Below are 17,907 nucleotides of genomic sequence, written 5' to 3' on the forward strand. Positions count from 1 at the left end.
TGCGGAAGATATGAATTTGCTCCACAATTATCCATTTACGAACTTTGTTGCTTAAATACCGACTTAGTCTTCTTACCAAATGTGAAGATGATAATAGATAAGGTTAAGAGCATCGTACTAATGATATAGAAGAAACTCACATTTTCAACGAATTTAATAAACAAACCGCCGATGATGGGTCCGCTTAAACTTCCGAGACTGAAAAAAATTCCGCATAACAAATTTCCGGTAGGCAGTAGAGTTTTTGGAAGTAAGTCTGTCATATAGCTGATACCCAGCGAGAATGTTGAGCCGACAATCATTCCAGAAATAAGGAAAACGACAAACAGTCCAATAAAAGAGTGTTCAAGGAAGATGGCGGCTGTAAAGCTAAAAAATCCAAGAAAAAGTATCGTCATTAAGATATTGCGCCGGCCATACTTATCACTCAAAATTCCTAAAGGAAGTGAGGTAATAATACTGCCGGCGGCAAATGCAGTTAACAACATGGAAACATTGGTGACGTTTATAGACATTCTTAAGGCATAGACAGGAAAACTGCCATTTAAGGAGGATTCTAAAAATCCATAAGAAAATGGCGGAAGGAAAGCAACCCATCCATATTTTAAAGCCTTCTTAAACTGTTTGATAGTTGATAGGAAGGAATTGATACCAACCTCTAGTTCAGGTCGTTCGTTTTTAAGCATAAATACAAAAATCCAGCCAATAAAACAAAGGATTGAGGAGACAATAAAAGGCAGAGATTGATTTACGTTTACTAAAGGTGTCATTAATGGCCCACTGGCAAAGCCAATTCCAAAAAATAATCCATATAGAGAAATATTTCGTCCTCGCTTATCAGCAGGAGCTGATGAAGTAATCCAAGTCTGTGTGGCGAAGTGGAGAGAGTGGTCACCTATCCCTATCAGTAACCTGAGGGCAAACCAAAACCAAAACGTCTCCCAGAGAGGGAATAGAGCGAGTGAAACGATGACGAGTCCGCCGCCATAGATAATCACTGGTTTATAGCCGTATTTTCTTAGGGGCATTTCCATAAATGGAGATACAAGGAGAATTCCTATATAAAGTGCTGTCGCATTTAAACCATTTAATGAAGGGGATACCCCACTTTTCTCAAAAATTACAGCAATGAGAGGCAGCAACATTCCTTGCGAAAACCCAGAAATCGCAACGATACTAACAAGGATCCAAAATCGCAGATTAGTTTTATTCATAAAACTTCCTCAATTCTACAATTTTCATTCAAGTTAAATTATATATTTCCTAAATTATGGTAACGAGAAAATCGTCCATTTGCAAGAGGAAAGTTTCGACCCTAGACAATTGGGGTAATTTTAGGTAAATTAAGGAACAAAAGGAAAAGTTTAAAAGAAAATATCCTCGTTAGATATTAAGAATATGGAGGGAATACGGTGAACAGGATTTTTATGCTTATGACATTCATTGGGGTGCCGCTGTCTGTTATTGGCTCACTGATGCATTGGTCAAATATTGTCTTATTTATTATTTATTGCTTAACGATCGTGGCACTAGCTAGTTATATGGGAAGGGCTACAGAAAGTCTAGCGATTGTTGCAGGACCGCGGATTGGCGGACTGTTAAATGCAACCTTTGGAAATGCAGTCGAACTTATTATTTCAATCTTTTCGTTGAAGGCCGGGCTTGTTGGAATTGTTCTCGCCTCGCTAACAGGTTCCGTGTTAGGAAACTTACTACTGGTGGCAGGGCTTTCGTTCTTTATTGGGGGCTTAAAATTTAAGAGACAGTCATTTAATGTCTACGATGCTAGGCATAATTCAGGGCTGTTGATGTTTGCGGTTATCATTGCTTTTGTCATCCCTGAAGTTTTTTCTATTAATATGAATGAGACAAAAACTCTTTCCTTAAGTATTGGGATTTCAGTTATTTTGATCATCCTTTATCTTGCTGCCTTATTTTTTAAATTGGTTACCCATCGAGGTGTATACCAGCCTAGTACTGAAAAAGTCGACTATGAGGAAGAGGAACCGGAATGGGGGAAAGGGAGAGCCATTGCTGTTCTTTTTATTGCAACCATAGCAGTTGCATACATTTCCGAGCACCTAGTCCATACTTTTGAATATGTAGGAGAAACACTTGGTTGGTCTGAATTGTTTATTGGTGTCATTATCGTGGCTATAGTAGGGAATGCAGCCGAACATGCATCTGCCATTGTTATGGCATTTAAAAACAAAATGGATATTGCCGTTGAAATCGCGATTGGTTCTACATTACAGGTGGCTATGTTCGTATTACCTGTTCTTGTGCTTGTCTCTCTTTTCTTTGATACCACCATGCCATTGCTATTTAGTTGGCAAGAGTTAATTGCGATGGTGTCATCAGTGCTTCTTATGGTTGTTATCTCCAACGACGGTGAATCCAATTGGTTCGAAGGGTTAACACTACTCGCTGCCTATTTAATTATGGGAATTGGCTTCTACTTACTCTAGCTATTGTAAAAAATAAAGACTCTAAGCCTGGTGGCATAGAGTCTTTATTATTAAATTTAAGTTTCATTTCCATTCTTCAATGTACGGGGGTTAATCGTCAAGCCTGAGCTATTATGATAAAATAACCGTTTAGCAGGGTAAAAATCAATCGCTTTTCTTTGGGCCATCAATCACCAACCTTCATGTTTATTTAGATACATGAACACGAGTGTTGAATCTCATATAAGACGGGAATCCCAACCTCCTTATGGATAATAAGTAATGGAAGCAGATTGATTACGGCCCTCCTTTGTTGATAAGTTAAGTATATTATATTATTAAATTTTAATTTTGTAAATGTTCTGAATATTACATTTATGTTACTTTTTAAGGAGAGCTAATGAGATTATTAATTCGGTTTTTATTTTTTATTTTTGGACTTAGTATTATGACGTTTGGTGTATGTATGACCATTGAAGTGGCGGATATTGGTGTTGGTGCATGGGATGCTCTTAATGTAGCTTTAACTGAAAAGGTAGGTTTATCAGTAGGAAAATGGGTAATGATTGATGGGGCTTTTTTAGTCATAGTGGTCTCTCTCTTATTAAAGAAAAGACCTGATCTTCTTTCACTTCTAACAATTATAATCATAGGTTCATTAGTTGATTTTTGGTTAGTAACTGTTTTTGAATTATTTCAAGTCAATCAACTAATCCCTAAAATAGTTATGCTATTTGTAGGAATCTTGATTATTGGATTTGGTGCAGCTATATACATTCAGGCAAAATTCCCTCAAAGTCCGATTGATAATTTTATGTTAGCCATTAAAGAACGTTTTCGAGTTAATTTAATGGTTGCCAAAACCATTGGAGAGATTACAGCATTGATTCCTGCCTTTTTACTACATGGACCTATATCATACGGTACCATTATCATTACATTCACTGTAGGACCTGCGATCCAATTGTTCTTTCCATTTTTTGAAAAATTTATGTTGCGACTACAGACGAAATATTGAAATTACTTGCTGAGATGGATAAAAATAATCAACTCCGAAAAAACTATTAGCAGACTGATTATGTTATTAGTGAAAGGAGTTTAACTCGTGAAGAAAAATGTCACTATCCTGATGACACTGCTATTAATGTTAACTTTTATTCCCTCAGCCTTCGCACAAAAGGGTCAAGCGCAAAAAGTTTCGGTAAAATATCAAGTCCCAGCTTCGGTTCGAAATATTACCAAGGAGAATACCTATCCAAATTCGACACAGGATCTGCCATTATTACAACCCAGTGATTTAACTAAAAAGTTGATTAACTCATCAAAGGTGAAAATCGAAAACCCTGATCTAATCCGGATGCTAAATGAATCGAGTATTAATAGCACACCCTTTGCGATTGGCTATCGTGCTATCGTCTACCTAGGTCAGTGGCCCTTAAATTACGAATCATCGGAAACTTCTCCAAACTGGGAGTTCCAAAAGATTAACACCAATTATTTCGATAATCGCGGCGGCAAGGTCCCATATCAGATCAAATATGTTCAGGAGTCCCAGAAGATTATCAGAGGCGGGCTCACCGCTAAAATCGCCAGTGCTGAAGCTGTAAAAAAAATGATGCTTTTGAAGGCGATGGAAAAAACACATCTTCCACTTGCATTTGATACGATTATTGGGGCAGGTACCAAGAATGACCATATTTATAACATTCCACCGAACCGGTTGGGCTACTTATATGCCTATGCACCAGGTGTGAATGAAAAAGGTAAAGTAACCTACGGTGAAGTCTATTTAATGCTCAAAGGCAGCAAAAAGTTTATCGTAATTAAAAATGTAACCTCTCAAGGAATCGGTGCATGGATCCCGGTTCAAGATTATGTATCCTTTGGATTTGCAGCGTCAGAACGACCACGCTAAAAGCGGACTCCTGGTTGCAGGAGTCTTTTTATTTTTGGCTCTGTTAAAGTCTACTGTTGTTTTATAGCAAGTTGATTGGAACGTAAGGCACGAATACTCCTGCGGGAGGCCCCGGACCGCCCGCGGAAAGCGAAGTGCCTGAAGTGGAAATCAACAGCCAGTTTAACAGAGCCTTATTTTTAAAAAGTTGGACAAAATATTATTAATCGATTGTCAAAGCATCAATTTTTCGATAGGATGAGAACGTTAACGAAAGGAGTGAAACAACTTGGGTAGTCCGATTGAAGATAAAAATACACAAGTGAATTTTTTAAAGCAACGCTTAAACATGTTCATTGATGTCCTTGATGCCATTGATCCAGAAGATACGGATCTTGAAGATATTGACCGCTTAATTTCGATGTTAGATGATATGGAATCTAAATGCAGGGAATTTAATAACCGTGAAGTAAGTGAGTCTGTTTAATCAACAGGCTCTTTTTAATGGGGGTATGAGGTGAAATCCAATATTTACATGGGGATTTCCTCGATTATCCTGGCAGCGGTTGCAAGCTAATCCTTTAATTCTAGTGGTTATAGGAGTATAATATAAGCGTGCAAAAATTGTAAAATTGAAAAATATTAATGGGGAACATGGGGAGAGGGGTACTCGAATTGAATATTTCTAAATTTCAAGAAAGCATGTACAAGCTAGTCGTTGAAACATCAACAAAACTTCCTAAGGACGTCCGCCGAGCTGTTAAACGGGCTAAGGAAAATGAAAATGCAGGAACAAGCGCCGCAATGAGCCTTGCGACAATCACAAATAATATCAAGATGGCAGACGATCAAGTGTCACCCATCTGTCAGGACACAGGTTTACCAACCTTTAAAATTAAAACGCCAGTAGGTGTGAATCAATTAGAAATTAAAGAAGCGATTCGTAATGCCATCGTGTTGGCAACAAAAGAAGGGAAGCTTCGCCCGAACTCTGTCGATTCCCTAACTGGTGAAAACAGTGGCGACAATCTTGGTGCAGGCGTACCTGTTATCAAATTTGACCAATGGGAAAAAGATTATATCGACGTCCGTCTGATTTTAAAAGGCGGCGGTTGTGAAAATAAAAACATTCAATACAGCCTTCCATGTGAATTAGACGGGTTAGGCCGTGCCGGACGTGACCTTGATGGAATTCGTAAGTGCGTTATGCATTCTGTCTACCAGGCTCAAGGCCAAGGCTGCAGCGCTGGCTTTATCGGTGTTGGTATTGGTGGTGACCGTTCTTCTGGATACGATTTAGCGAAAGAACAGTTATTCCGTTCTGTGGAAGATGTGAACCCAAATGAAGACCTTCGAAAGTTAGAAGAGTATGTCATGGAAAACGCTAATAAATTAGGAATCGGCACAATGGGCTTCGGTGGCGAAGCAACCCTTTTAGGCTGTAAAGTTGGCGTCATGAACCGTATTCCTGCAAGTTTCTATGTGTCTGTTGCTTACAATTGCTGGGCATTCCGTCGTTTAGGTGTGAGTGTAAACGCGGAGACTGGTGAAATCAACGAATGGATGTATCAAGACGGGGAATTCATTGATTTTGCTGAAAGAGAAGTAGCGGAGCAGGAAACAGCAGCTACATCTGAAGGGGTTATCACTTTGGAGGCGCCAATTTCTGAAGAACAAATCCGTTCTCTTAAAGTAGGCGATGTCGTTCAAATTAATGGTATGATGTACACTGGCCGTGATGCAATTCATAAGTATTTAAGCGATCATGACGCACCAGTGGATTTAAATGGACAAGTTATTTATCATTGCGGTCCGGTTATGTTGAAGGACGAGGCCGGTGATTGGCATGTTAAAGCGGCTGGACCAACAACAAGTATTCGTGAGGAGCCTTACCAAGGTGATATCATGAAGAAGTTCGGCATCCGTGCTGTCATCGGTAAAGGCGGTATGGGACCGAAGACGTTAGCTGCATTGGAAGAACATGGCGGGGTATACTTAAATGCAATTGGTGGAGCTGCCCAGTATTATGCAGATTGCATCAAATCTGTTGAAGGTGTCGATTTAATGCAATTTGGTATTCCAGAAGCGATGTGGCATCTGCGTGTAGAGGGCTTTACAGCAGTTGTTACAATGGACTCACACGGAAAAAGCCTGCATGCAGATGTTGATAAATCTTCATTAGAGAAGTTAGCAGCGTTTAAGGAACCAGTATTTAAATAGAGAGTTGTGGGATAGGCGCTCGGGCTGCGGGCGCCTATTTTTTATTGAAAAGGAATTTAGTTCCATCTTTTGTGTGATTACTAAGCTATTTTGTAAAAATACCCCTCAATTTTGTAAAATAACTAACTTGTTTTCTTGGGGTTGGAAATGAATTTCTAATTATTGTTGAATTAACTCCTAGTTATGTAAAATAAATTGAAAAATTGTAAAATAAACCTTTCAAAATGTTTAATTATCTCCTATTTTGAAAAATTCAACGACATAAGCAGCTCGCTAGTAGCTATTTGTAAATCCTCAACTGAATTATGCATTAGTCCTGGATACGCAATTGCAGAAAAAAAGATATGCCGAGTGAGTGAACTACTTGGAAAAATAGACGTATTTTACCATCAACATAATAAGATTTTCCTTGATCCTAAAACCATTGAGAAAATTAAAAGACTCCTTTTAAAAAGCCACACTCCTCTAATTACAGATATTCTTCAAAACTTTAATATTCAAAAATCTGAAATTATAACTGGTGTACAGTGCCCCAAATGTTATCTATTTCCAATGGAATATAATAGAAAAATTTGGGTTTGTCCTATTTGTCATTTTATTTCAAATGATGCTTGTGTAGATGCGATAAGAGAGTATTTCTTATTAAACCCTTCATCATTCACCAACAAGGAAATACGTACATTCCTTCACCTTCCATCTACAAGAATAACCTCGTACTTTTTATCTACATTATGCTTCCCTTATACAGGTACCACGAAAGGCCGCGTCTACCATCAGCCTCAAAATTTCCTATAAATACTAATAATTATTTTCCCAATTAAACAAACACTAAAAAAAACAAAAATAGGGGGAACATGGATGAAAAGATTTTTGTGCATCCTCAGTATGCTGCTTTTATTCATACCGCAGAGTACATATGCGGCTGTTTCCAATCAGCCGATTCATTGGGGCTTTAAAAAAGGTGCAAATGAACAGCAAGCAGAAGCTGGAGCGGAGCTTGATCAGTTAATCGAAAAATACGGGGCTTTTTATAAAAGTAACCCCGACTCAAAGACGTTATACCTAACTTTCGATAATGGTTATGAACAAGGATATACACCTCAGATTCTGGATGTCTTAAAAAAGGAAAAGGTACCTGCGACTTTTTTTGTGACCGGACATTACTTGCTTTCGGCAGAGGATATCGTGAAAAGAATGGTAAAAGAAGGGCATATTATTGGTAACCATTCGTGGCATCATCCGGACCTAACAACCGTTAGTGACCAAAGGATTCGTGAAGAGCTTGAAAAGGTCCGCGTCAAAACTAAAGAATTAACCGGCCAGAAAGAAATGAAATACCTTCGTCCACCTCGGGGGGTATTTAGTGAAAGAACCATGCAGATTGCTAAAGAAGAGGGCTTCACGCATGTATTCTGGTCCCTCGCGTTCGTTGATTGGCATGTGAATTCGCAAAAAGGCTGGCAATATTCCTATGACAATATCATGAGACAGGTTCATCCTGGCTGTATACTGCTTTTACACACTGTATCAAAGGATAATGCCGATGCCCTTGAAAAAGCGATTCAAGATTTAAAGAAAAAAGGCTACAAGTTCAAAAGCCTGGATAAATTTCCAAGGAAAAAAATAATGCCAGATGATAATTAATACCCACTAAAACCGAATTTCTTTTTGGAATTCGGTTTTTCTGTGTGAATCGTGCTATAATACGGGGAAATTAAAATGAAACGATCTATATGAATTTATGGAATATTATGGAGTGAAATAGATGAAAACTGATCAAAATATCAAAATAGAACTGAAGCAAACCTTTCCGCTCACGATTAAACGGCTCGGTATTAATGGGGAAGGTGTCGGTTATTTTAAAAAACAGGTTGTCTTTGTGCCCGGTGCACTTCCTGGTGAAGAAGTGGTTGTAGAAGCAACGAAGATAAATCCTAAATTTGCCGAGGCAAAAATCAAGAAAATTCGCATCAAATCCCCCAATCGAGTCCAACCGCTTTGCCCGGTATATGATCAATGCGGAGGATGTCAATTACAGCACTTAAAATATGATCAACAGTTAAAGGAAAAACGTGATATCGTCATTCAATCATTGGTGCGCCATACCAAAGTGGACATTAGCAACCTTGATATCCGAGAAACGGTTGGAATGGAAGACCCGTGGGGGTATAGAAACAAGAGCAGTTTTCAAGTGAAGGCAATGGATGGCAAGGTCCTTGCGGGGCTTTATGGCCTTAATTCTCATCAATTGATAAATATTGACGAATGTGCGGTTCAGCACTCACAAACAAATGAAGCAACATCAGCGGTTAAAAGGATTTTAGAGGAGTTAAAAATTCCTATTTATAATGAAAAATCCAGAAAAGGTATTGTTCGAACCATTGTTACACGGGTTGGTATACAAACTGGAGAGCTGCAAGTCGTTCTGATTACAACGCAAATAGAATTACCAAAAGTGGACACCATCATTCAGGAAATTCAAAAACGTCTTCCGAATGTGAAATCAATTGTTCAGAACATAAATGGACAAAAGACGTCCCTTATTTTTGGTGAGGAAACCCTTCCATTAGCGGGTGAAGAGTTCATCCAAGAAACACTAGGAGATCTTCAGTTTGAGCTTTCTGCAAGGACATTCTTCCAATTAAATCCTATTCAGACCGTGAAGCTATATAATGAAGTGAAAAAAGCAGCCGCGCTGACTGGTCAAGAAAAAGTAGTAGACGCCTATTGTGGAGTTGGAACCATCGGTTTATGGCTTGCTGACCAGGCAGGAGAAGTCCGTGGAATGGACGTCATCCCAGAATCGATTGAGGATGCGAAGAAAAACGCAAAGCGGCATGGATTGACTAATACAAAATATGTACCTGGTAAGGCAGAAGAAGTCCTACCAAAATGGGTCAAAAAGGGTTGGAAGCCCGATGTCATTGTCGTTGATCCACCTAGAACCGGTCTTGAGGGACAGTTAATCCAAACCATCCTTAAGGCAGAACCAAAAAAGCTTATTTACATCTCATGTAATCCTTCAACATTAGCAAAGGACATTCAAACGTTAAGTGCTAAATATGAAGTGAAATATATCCAGCCAGTGGACATGTTCCCGCACACTGCGCATGTGGAGTGCTGTTCACTACTAGTATTGAAAGCATAAAAAGTATTTTGTGGCCGTGTGTAATAAATAACTACCTAGACCCCCGAATAGATTATCGGGGGTTCTTTTTGTGTATATCCCAATTTATTAACAATTGAAATAATTTGTGTTTTCTAATTGTGCAGTGATAGTCCTTATACCAGTGACCATTTTAAATTTCATAAATACTGCTTTTAAATAGGAGGGGGGAATTAACCTTACCAAGTCCTCAATATTTGATAATCTTTTAGAGAATTATCTCAAATCCGCTGTAATCTGAAATAAAATTTCACATTTTTATCAAAAATTTTAAAAAATAATGCCAATGGCGTAATCCTTTATACCTGTAGAAATGTCTATTACGGGACTTATGTGGTATAGACTACTGTACACCATTACCTATATGCTTTTACTATAAATTGTAAGCGTTGCCAGTATATTGGTATACAAAGGGGAGATCCCGCCTACAATTCATTCAATTGTATAAAGGAGGACATATGAAAAGAAAAACGTTTATGATTACAGCAGTTTGTACCATGCTACTAGGCGCATCAACAGTATTTGCCAACAATGACCTTCCTAAAGATCCAACGATTGAAGAGCAAGGAAAACTCACATTCCCATCTAAAAAACCACACCCTGTCTTTACATGGAATTCGACTGTCATCCATGTTTCCAGCGTACTTCACCCAAGCTCTGCACGAGGAGCCGGAATGGTGGAAGCTCCACTCCATCAAATCGATCAAATTATGAACCAAGCAATTTCACAAAAATTAATGCCAGGTGCTGTCACATTTATAGCGAGAGCTGGGAAAATTGTGAAACATGACGCTTATGGATATTCAGCTAAATACACCGATGGTAAGTTTACCGAAATGGAAAATCCAATTCCTATGGAAAACGAAACGATTTTTGACTTAGCGTCTATCAGCAAGATATTCACTGCTACGGCCGTGATGATTCTTTTTGAAAAAGGATTATTCAATCTTGATGATCCGGTGGCAAAACATATTCCAGAATTTGCTGCAAACGGGAAAGAAAACGTAACGATTCGACAGTTGTTAACCCACACATCCGGATTTGTCTCCTGGATTCCTTTATATTCAAAAGGGAATTCAAGAGAAGATAGGCTGAAGTTGGTATTAAACCAACCTTTGAAAAATGCACCCGGTACCACTTACGAATACAGTGATTTAAACATGATTACGTTAGGAATGTTAGTTGAGCACCTGTCCGGCCAGCGCCAGGATGAATTTGTCCGGGAGCACATCACAGAACCTTTAGGGATGAGGGATACGATGTATAATCCGCCAGCTTCTTTGAAAAATCGAATTGCTGCGACTGAATACCAGTCAACACCAAATCGTGGTCTCGTCTGGGGAGAAGTTCATGATGAGAATGCTTGGTCATTGGATGGGGTGGCCGGACATGCGGGTGTGTTCTCAACCGCAAATGATCTCGCTAAGCTTGCCCATATTTTTATTAATGAAGGCAAGTATGGTGGCAAAAGAATCCTGAAACTGGAAACGGTACAGTTGCTGCTGCAAAATCAGAATGAGGCATTCTCTGGAAATGACCATGGCCTTGGCTGGGAGTTAGGTCAGGGTTGGTATATGGATGCTTTATCAGAAGGTACATACTCTTTTGGCCATACGGGGTATACAGGAACTTCGATTGTAGTAAGCCCGAACAATAAAACAGTATCGATCTTACTGACCAACCGTGTCCACCCATCAAGAAATATGGGGTCAATGAATCAAACCCGTCGCTTATTTGCTAGAAATGTAGCTGATTCGATTCCTGTCTCGATTCCTGGTAAGAGTGATGCTTGGTTTGCAGGGTACGGCGACAAGCTAAACCGAGTAATGGAAACTGATCTTCAATTATCCAAGGATACCGCACTCACATTCTTCACATGGCACATGATTGAGAATGTATGGGATATCGGATCCGTAGAGATTTTTAGAGATGGCAGTTGGCACCAGCTTGCTCAATTAACAGGCACAAGCAATGGCTGGGAAAAGAAAGAATTGGATATACCTAGTGATTCAACGAAATTACGGTTTGTCTATCGAACCGATAGTTCTACAAATTCCCGCGGCTGGTATATTCAGAATCCAAAACTTGATTCAGGTGATGCTATATCTTTTGCAAAAAATGAATGGGAACTAAGGGACTATTAAAAAAAGAATAACTTGAGGAGGAGAAACATGCGAAAATTTTTAAAAACATTTATGACCTCGTTTCTAGCATTTGCACTCGTGTTGACTGGGATTCCGTTTTCAGGAGCAACAGCAGCTTCAGGAATCACGGATTTAGTGATTGATCTCAATGTTCCACAGGTTACAAGGGAAGTAAAGGATAACAAACTTGATTTAAACGCACTTCATGTTTATGAGGATGGCCACTTTATGCTGGCGTCTGAGAACTTAAAATGGAAGTCTTCTAATAAGAATGTTGCATCTGTATCTAAAGATGGAGAAGTAACTTTATCCGGACACAATGGTACATCGTTTATCTCTGTCAGCGATGGCAGCAATAGCGACAGAATTTCAATTCGATTCAAGGGAAATCAAGACAAAATCCTTGTTAAAAAAGAAGAAGGCGCATGTTATGACCTTATCGGCAATGCAATCGATCACATGTCAATGGAAGAAAAGGTCGGACAAATGCTAATGCCTGACTTTAGAAATTGGAATGGCAAAAATGTCACGGTAATGAACGACGAAATTGTCAAGCTTGTAAAGGATTATCATCTTGGTGGTGTGATTTTATTCCGTGAAAATACGGTGACAGCTGATCAAACAACCAAGCTCGTTAGTGCCTATCAAGAAGCTGCGGAAAAGTACGGCCTGATGATTTCGATTGACCAGGAAGGTGGAATTGTTACTCGTCTGCAAACTGGTACCGATATGCCAGGGAATATGGCGTTAGGTGCGACTAGATCTGAAGAGCTAGCTGAAAAAGTCGGCAGGACAATTGGTGAAGAGCTAAACGCACTGGGGATTAACATGAATTTTGGACCAGTGTTGGATGTAAACAATAATCCTGATAATCCTGTTATCGGTGTTCGTTCTTTTGGTGAGGACCCTGAGTTAGTTGCAAAGTTGGGAAATGCTTATATTAAAGGACTTCATGAAACGGGCACTGCGGCCACTGCTAAGCATTTTCCAGGTCATGGAGATACTGCGGTTGATTCACATGTAGGACTTCCATCGGTACCTCATGATCTTGATCGATTGAAGAAAGTAGAATTATATCCTTTCCAGCAGGCAATGAATGCTGGTATTGATGCGATTATGTCTGCACACGTAACGTTCCCAAAAATTGATGATACAAAAGCAATTTCTAAAAAGGACGGAACAGAAGTCTCTGTACCAGGTACGCTTTCACACAAGATATTAACTGGTCTAATGCGCGAAGAAATGGGCTTTAAAGGTGTTATCGTAACTGATGCGATGAATATGGGTGCGATTGCTGATCATTTTGGATCCGTTGATGCCGCTATCCGTGCTGTAAAAGCAGGTGCAGATGTCCTATTAATGCCAGTGGGAATCCAAGAAGTGGCAAATGGACTTTATGATTCAGTCAACGCTGGCGATATCTCAGAAAATAGACTTGAGCAGTCAGTAGAGCGGATATTAACCCTGAAATTAAATAGAAGCATTGTTAAGGCAGAAATGGAAAAGAGTCTTGATGAAAAGGTTGCGAATGCTATTCAAGTAGTAGGTTCACCTGAACATAAAGCAGTTGAAAAAGAAGCAGCAGAAAAATCAATTACGCTTGTAAAGAATAATGATGTGCTTCCAATTAATGTTTCTCCTGAAGATAAGATTGTTGTGGTTGGTGGTTCTACTTTCTCCATGAATCTCCTTGCAGCTGAGGTCCAAAAATACCATCCTGGCGCAATTTATATCAATGCTTCAGGATCACTTAATGCTACACAATTAGCACAAGTGAAGGATGCGAAATACATCATTGCTGGAACCTACACCTCAAGTGTTGGAGGCAGAGCCAACGACGCTAGTCAAATGGTGATGACAAGACAACTCATCGAGACGGGTGTACCTGTCCTTGCTGTTGGGGCTAGAAATCCATATGACGTTATGTCCTATACGGATGTAGATGCCTTTCTTGTTCAATTTGGTTTTAGACCAACGAGCTTTGAAGCAACAGCGAAAACAATTTTTGGTAAAAATAATCCTACAGGAAAACTACCAGTTACGATTTACAACCATGATGGCAGTGTTTTATATGGATTTGATCATGGGTTAGGATACTAAGTAGGGGATAGATAAAGCGGAATTTAGTTGTGACTGCTTCTAATAGGGGTAGGGCTATATTCCCTAAACTTTGATAGATTAAAAGAGGAGGGGTACTTTTGAAAAAGTGGCTTACAGGTTTATTGCTTCTCGTGCTACTACTTTCGACCGTTTCAGCAGCTGTTGCAAAGAATGATAAAGAGAAGAAGAATGGAAAATTCCGTTTGGGCGTAGAGGTTTTGTTGCAGGATAAGATTGATTTGATAAAGGATAAGCGCGTCGGATTAATCACTAATCCGACGGGGGTAGATCAAAACGTTACTAGTATCGTAGATTTACTTTACAATAACACCAATGTAAATTTAACTGCTCTTTATGGTCCTGAGCATGGTGTCCGTGGAAGTGCACAAGCTGGTCAATATGTTGAACAATATACGGATGAAAAAACAGGGCTTCCTGTTTACAGTCTTTATGGAAAGACCAAAAAGCCAACACCTGAAATGCTAAGCAATGTCGATGTATTGTTATTTGATATCCAAGATGTGGGGACACGTTTTTACACCTATATTTACACTATGGCACTAGCGATGGAAGCAGCAAAAGAGAACAATATTCCAATTATAGTTCTTGACCGTCCGAATCCAATCAGCGGGACAAAAGTCGAAGGACCTGTGCTCGAGGATAAGTACTCTTCGTTCATCGGTGAATATCCGATTCCTGTTCGCCACGGGATGACCGTCGGGGAATTAGCCAAGCTTTTCAATAGCGAATTTGGTATTGGAGCCGATTTAACGGTGGTGGAAATGGAAGGCTGGAAACGAAACATGTATTACGATGAGACACCATTAGAATGGATCCTTCCATCACCAAACATGCCAACCCTGGAAACTGCTGTAGTCTACCCAGGGGCTGCCCTCATTGAAGGAACCAATGTTTCCGAGGGACGAGGAACAACAAAGCCATTTGAATTGATTGGAGCGCCGTTCATTAATAGCGACAACTTGGCTTCCGAGTTAAACTCCTACAGATTACCTGGTGTCACATTCCGAGCGGCTTCGTTTATACCGACCTTCTCAAAGCATGTGAATGTGTTAAGCCATGGAATTCAAATTCATGTAACAGATCGAAATGCCTATAAGCCGTTTGAAACTGGATTATATATCGTAAAAACGATCCATGATATGTATCCAAACAATTTCCAATTCAGAGTGCCAAATGCAGCAGGAATCTCCTTCTTTGATAACCTTGTCGGGAATGGTTCGATCCGTGCTGATATTGAGGCTGGCAAATCTATTAAAGAAATAAAAGCTGCATGGCAGGCCGATTTAGATGAATTTAACGAGGTTCGTGAGAAGTATTTATTATATTAATAGGTGTGAGGGGGCCTTCTTTTTAGGAGGCCTCTTTTCTTGCGGACACAGCCTATTCCGCAAAAGAAAATCTCACATTTCTATTGTAGAGAACGTAAAGAGAATGATAAAACTAAGTTTCTTAAGGAGCATGCGTATAGACTTAGAATCGTTTAAAGACGAGTGAATTCATTGTCAAAACGAATGGCGTATTTGTTGAGAAAAAGGAGCTACAGGGTGCTTTCAATAAAAAGATTGAATTTTGTTTTATTGATCCAACTTTGGAGGAAATAAAGTAGGCAAACAGAGAGTCCAACTTAAAGAGCCGTTTGGTTATTTAAGTGGGGGAATAATTTATTTTTACCTTACCAGATCAAAAGAAGCAGGCACTGCCTAGTTTCTACTTTTCTATATTAAATAGCTCTAGTTGTTGATTTGTTTAATATAATATTCCCTTCTCTCTTCATCCTAGACATAATATCTAAACACGACTATATTACATTAAATAATATTATGTATTTCATTTTAACCGATACTCATATATAATGTAATTTAATTGAATATAAATAACTAGGGGTGCCCAATAAGTTGGGCTGAGAAAGAAACACGATGAAGTTTCTTGACTCTTGGGACCTGATCTGGATCATACCAGCGTGGGGAAGTTAGAATAGACAATCTTCAATGCAACTATACTTCTGCATACATTTTAGCCGGGTCCAACCATTTATGGTCCCGGCTTTTTGATGTACTTTTATACGCTTATTCACTTGTTATGTTCTGTATCTCGTCCTTTATATTCAAAAAAAGGAGAGATTTATTATGTCAACGACTTCATTAAACGAACAAAATATTTCCATCATGTCTAGTTTTCCAGGAAGTAAAAAAGTATATGTAACAGGTTCGAGATCCGACATTAAAGTACCAATGCGTGAAATTGAGTTAAGTCCTACTACGGGTACGTTTGGAGAAGAGAAAAACCTTCCAGTACGCGTGTATGATACAAGCGGTCCTTATACGGATCTAAATTATTCTGTTGATATTTCAAAAGGTCTTCCTGCCATTCGAAGCACATGGATTCATGAACGAGCAGATGTTGAAGAATATGAAGGTCGAGAAATTAAGCCTGTAGATAATGGGTATAAGGATGAAAATGATCCTCGTGCAAATCATAATGTGTTTCCGGGTTTGAAGCGCAAACCATTACGTGCAAAAAAAGGGAAAAATGTTACACAGCTTCATTATGCAAAAAAGGGAATTATTACTCCTGAAATGGAATTTATCGCAATAAGGGAAAATATGAAACCTGAATTTGTGCGTGATGAAGTTGCAAAAGGTCGAGCGATTATTCCTTCTAATATCAATCATCCAGAGTCAGAACCTATGATAATAGGGCGGAATTTTCATGTTAAAATTAACGCGAATATCGGTAACTCGGCTGTTTCATCATCCATCGAACAAGAGGTTGAAAAAATGACATGGGCGACACGCTGGGGTGCTGATAATATTATGGATCTATCAACAGGTAAAAATATTCATAAAACAAGAGAATGGATTATTCGAAACTCAGCCGTTCCTGTCGGCACCGTCCCCATTTATCAAGCACTTGAAAAAGTAAATGGTGTTGCTGAAGATCTTACATGGGAGGTTTACCGTGATACCTTGATTGAACAAGCGGAGCAAGGTGTTGATTACTTCACAATTCATGCTGGTGTTCTTTTAAGATATGTTCCACTAACGGCAAAACGGTTAACAGGTATTGTATCCCGTGGTGGTTCAATCATGGCACAATGGTGTTTACACCACCATAAAGAAAGCTTTTTATATACTCACTTTGAAGAAATCTGCGAAATAATGAAATCTTATGATGTTGCATTCTCTTTAGGGGATGGTTTACGTCCTGGGTCTATTGCAGATGCGAATGATGAAGCGCAGTTTGCAGAATTAGAGACTCTGGGAGAGTTAACAAAAATTGCTTGGGAACATGATGTACAGGTGATGGTTGAAGGACCTGGTCACGTACCAATGCACCTAATTAAAGAAAATATGGATAAACAACTAGAAGTGTGTCAGGAAGCACCATTCTACACACTTGGTCCTCTTACAACTGATATTGCACCTGGTTATGATCACATTACATCTGCTATTGGGGCTGCCATGATTGGTTGGTATGGTACAGCTATGCTTTGTTATGTAACGCCTAAAGAACATTTGGGTTTACCGAATAGAGAGGATGTTCGTGTAGGGGTTATTACTTATAAAATTGCCGCCCATGCTGCTGATTTGGCAAAAGGACATCCAGGAGCACAAAAAAGAGATGATGCCTTATCAAAAGCTCGTTTTGAATTCCGTTGGAGAGATCAGTTTAATTTATCTTTAGATCCTGAACGAGCGATAGAATATCATGATGAAACTTTACCTGCGGAGGGTGCAAAAACAGCTCATTTCTGTTCAATGTGTGGACCAAAATTTTGTAGCATGAGAATCTCTCAAGATATTCGTAATTATGCGAAAGAAAACAAACTTGATACGAAGGAAGCTATTGAAACAGGTATGAAGGAAAAAGCTAAGGAGTTTAAGGTATCTGGGGGCAGCATATATCAGTAACTTT

General features: G+C 39.2%; 12 protein-coding genes and 1 riboswitch. Of the genes, 11 read left to right on the forward strand and 1 reads right to left on the reverse strand.

Annotation, left to right across the window (positions count from 1 at the left end; all coding sequences use genetic code 11):
* Positions 1-35: 35 nt before the first annotated feature.
* Positions 36-1,214: an MFS transporter gene (locus FS608_RS16325; protein ID WP_144552855.1), complete on the reverse strand. Its 1,179-nt coding sequence runs from the start codon at positions 1,212-1,214 to the stop codon at positions 36-38.
* A gap of 198 nt (positions 1,215-1,412) precedes the next feature.
* Here FS608_RS16325 and cax point away from each other — a divergent pair, with 198 nt between their 5' ends.
* The 11 genes from cax to thiC all read left to right on the forward strand — a co-directional run bounded on the left by cax (position 1,413) and on the right by thiC (position 17,903).
* Entirely contained in the window at positions 1,413-2,468 is a 1,056-nt protein-coding gene (cax, locus tag FS608_RS16330) for a calcium/proton exchanger (RefSeq protein WP_186328768.1), read from the forward strand.
* A 379-nt stretch (positions 2,469-2,847) separates the two neighbouring features.
* Complete coding sequence (locus FS608_RS16335) at positions 2,848-3,465, forward strand: YczE/YyaS/YitT family protein (RefSeq protein WP_144552857.1); 618 nt, start codon at positions 2,848-2,850, stop codon at positions 3,463-3,465.
* A 126-nt stretch (positions 3,466-3,591) separates the two neighbouring features.
* Positions 3,592-4,362, forward strand: coding sequence for a YfkD famly protein (locus FS608_RS16340; protein WP_373561737.1), 771 nt, complete (start codon positions 3,592-3,594; stop codon positions 4,360-4,362).
* Between the two features lie 268 nt (positions 4,363-4,630).
* A complete protein-coding gene (locus tag FS608_RS16345) occupies positions 4,631-4,828 on the forward strand; it encodes an SE1561 family protein (RefSeq protein ID WP_066251284.1) in 198 nt (65 codons plus the stop codon).
* Positions 4,829-5,016: 188 nt separating this feature from the next.
* Positions 5,017-6,561 (forward strand): fumarate hydratase, encoded by a 1,545-nt coding sequence (locus FS608_RS16350; protein ID WP_144552859.1) that lies wholly within the window; start codon positions 5,017-5,019, stop codon positions 6,559-6,561.
* 858 nt (positions 6,562-7,419) lie between these two features.
* On the forward strand, positions 7,420-8,205 hold the full coding sequence (gene pdaA / locus FS608_RS16355; protein WP_144552861.1) for a delta-lactam-biosynthetic de-N-acetylase: 786 nt from the start codon (positions 7,420-7,422) through the stop codon (positions 8,203-8,205).
* Positions 8,206-8,326: 121 nt separating this feature from the next.
* Positions 8,327-9,709 carry a 23S rRNA (uracil(1939)-C(5))-methyltransferase RlmD gene (gene rlmD, locus FS608_RS16360; RefSeq protein ID WP_144552863.1) on the forward strand — a complete coding sequence of 461 codons (1,383 nt, stop codon included), beginning with the start codon at positions 8,327-8,329 and terminating at the stop codon, positions 9,707-9,709.
* A gap of 476 nt (positions 9,710-10,185) precedes the next feature.
* Entirely contained in the window at positions 10,186-11,871 is a 1,686-nt protein-coding gene (locus FS608_RS16365; protein WP_144552865.1) for a serine hydrolase domain-containing protein, read from the forward strand.
* A 27-nt stretch (positions 11,872-11,898) separates the two neighbouring features.
* Entirely contained in the window at positions 11,899-13,971 is a 2,073-nt protein-coding gene (gene nagZ, locus FS608_RS16370; protein WP_144552867.1) for a beta-N-acetylhexosaminidase, read from the forward strand.
* Between the two features lie 98 nt (positions 13,972-14,069).
* On the forward strand, positions 14,070-15,320 hold the full coding sequence (locus tag FS608_RS16375) for an exo-beta-N-acetylmuramidase NamZ family protein (RefSeq protein ID WP_144552869.1): 1,251 nt from the start codon (positions 14,070-14,072) through the stop codon (positions 15,318-15,320).
* A gap of 541 nt (positions 15,321-15,861) precedes the next feature.
* Positions 15,862-15,976: riboswitch (TPP riboswitch) on the forward strand.
* 142 nt (positions 15,977-16,118) lie between these two features.
* Positions 16,119-17,903 (forward strand): phosphomethylpyrimidine synthase ThiC, encoded by a 1,785-nt coding sequence (gene thiC, locus FS608_RS16380; RefSeq protein ID WP_144552871.1) that lies wholly within the window; start codon positions 16,119-16,121, stop codon positions 17,901-17,903.
* Positions 17,904-17,907 lie beyond the last annotated feature (4 nt).

This window comes from Bacillus sp. X1(2014) (assembly GCF_007678255.1).

What these genes read in the sequence shown, in the direction of transcription:
- FS608_RS16325 (WP_144552855.1), bottom strand. Translation starts at nt 1,214, where the DNA reads ATGAATAAAACTAATCTGCGATTTTGGATCCTTGTTAGTATCGTTGCG.
- FS608_RS16335 (WP_144552857.1), top strand. Translation starts at nt 2,848, where the DNA reads ATGAGATTATTAATTCGGTTTTTATTTTTTATTTTTGGACTTAGTATT.
- FS608_RS16340 (WP_373561737.1), top strand. Translation starts at nt 3,592, where the DNA reads ATGTTAACTTTTATTCCCTCAGCCTTCGCACAAAAGGGTCAAGCGCAA.
- pdaA (WP_144552861.1), top strand. Translation starts at nt 7,420, where the DNA reads ATGAAAAGATTTTTGTGCATCCTCAGTATGCTGCTTTTATTCATACCG.
- rlmD (WP_144552863.1), top strand. Translation starts at nt 8,327, where the DNA reads ATGAAAACTGATCAAAATATCAAAATAGAACTGAAGCAAACCTTTCCG.
- FS608_RS16365 (WP_144552865.1), top strand. Translation starts at nt 10,186, where the DNA reads ATGAAAAGAAAAACGTTTATGATTACAGCAGTTTGTACCATGCTACTA.
- nagZ (WP_144552867.1), top strand. Translation starts at nt 11,899, where the DNA reads ATGCGAAAATTTTTAAAAACATTTATGACCTCGTTTCTAGCATTTGCA.
- thiC (WP_144552871.1), top strand. Translation starts at nt 16,119, where the DNA reads ATGTCAACGACTTCATTAAACGAACAAAATATTTCCATCATGTCTAGT.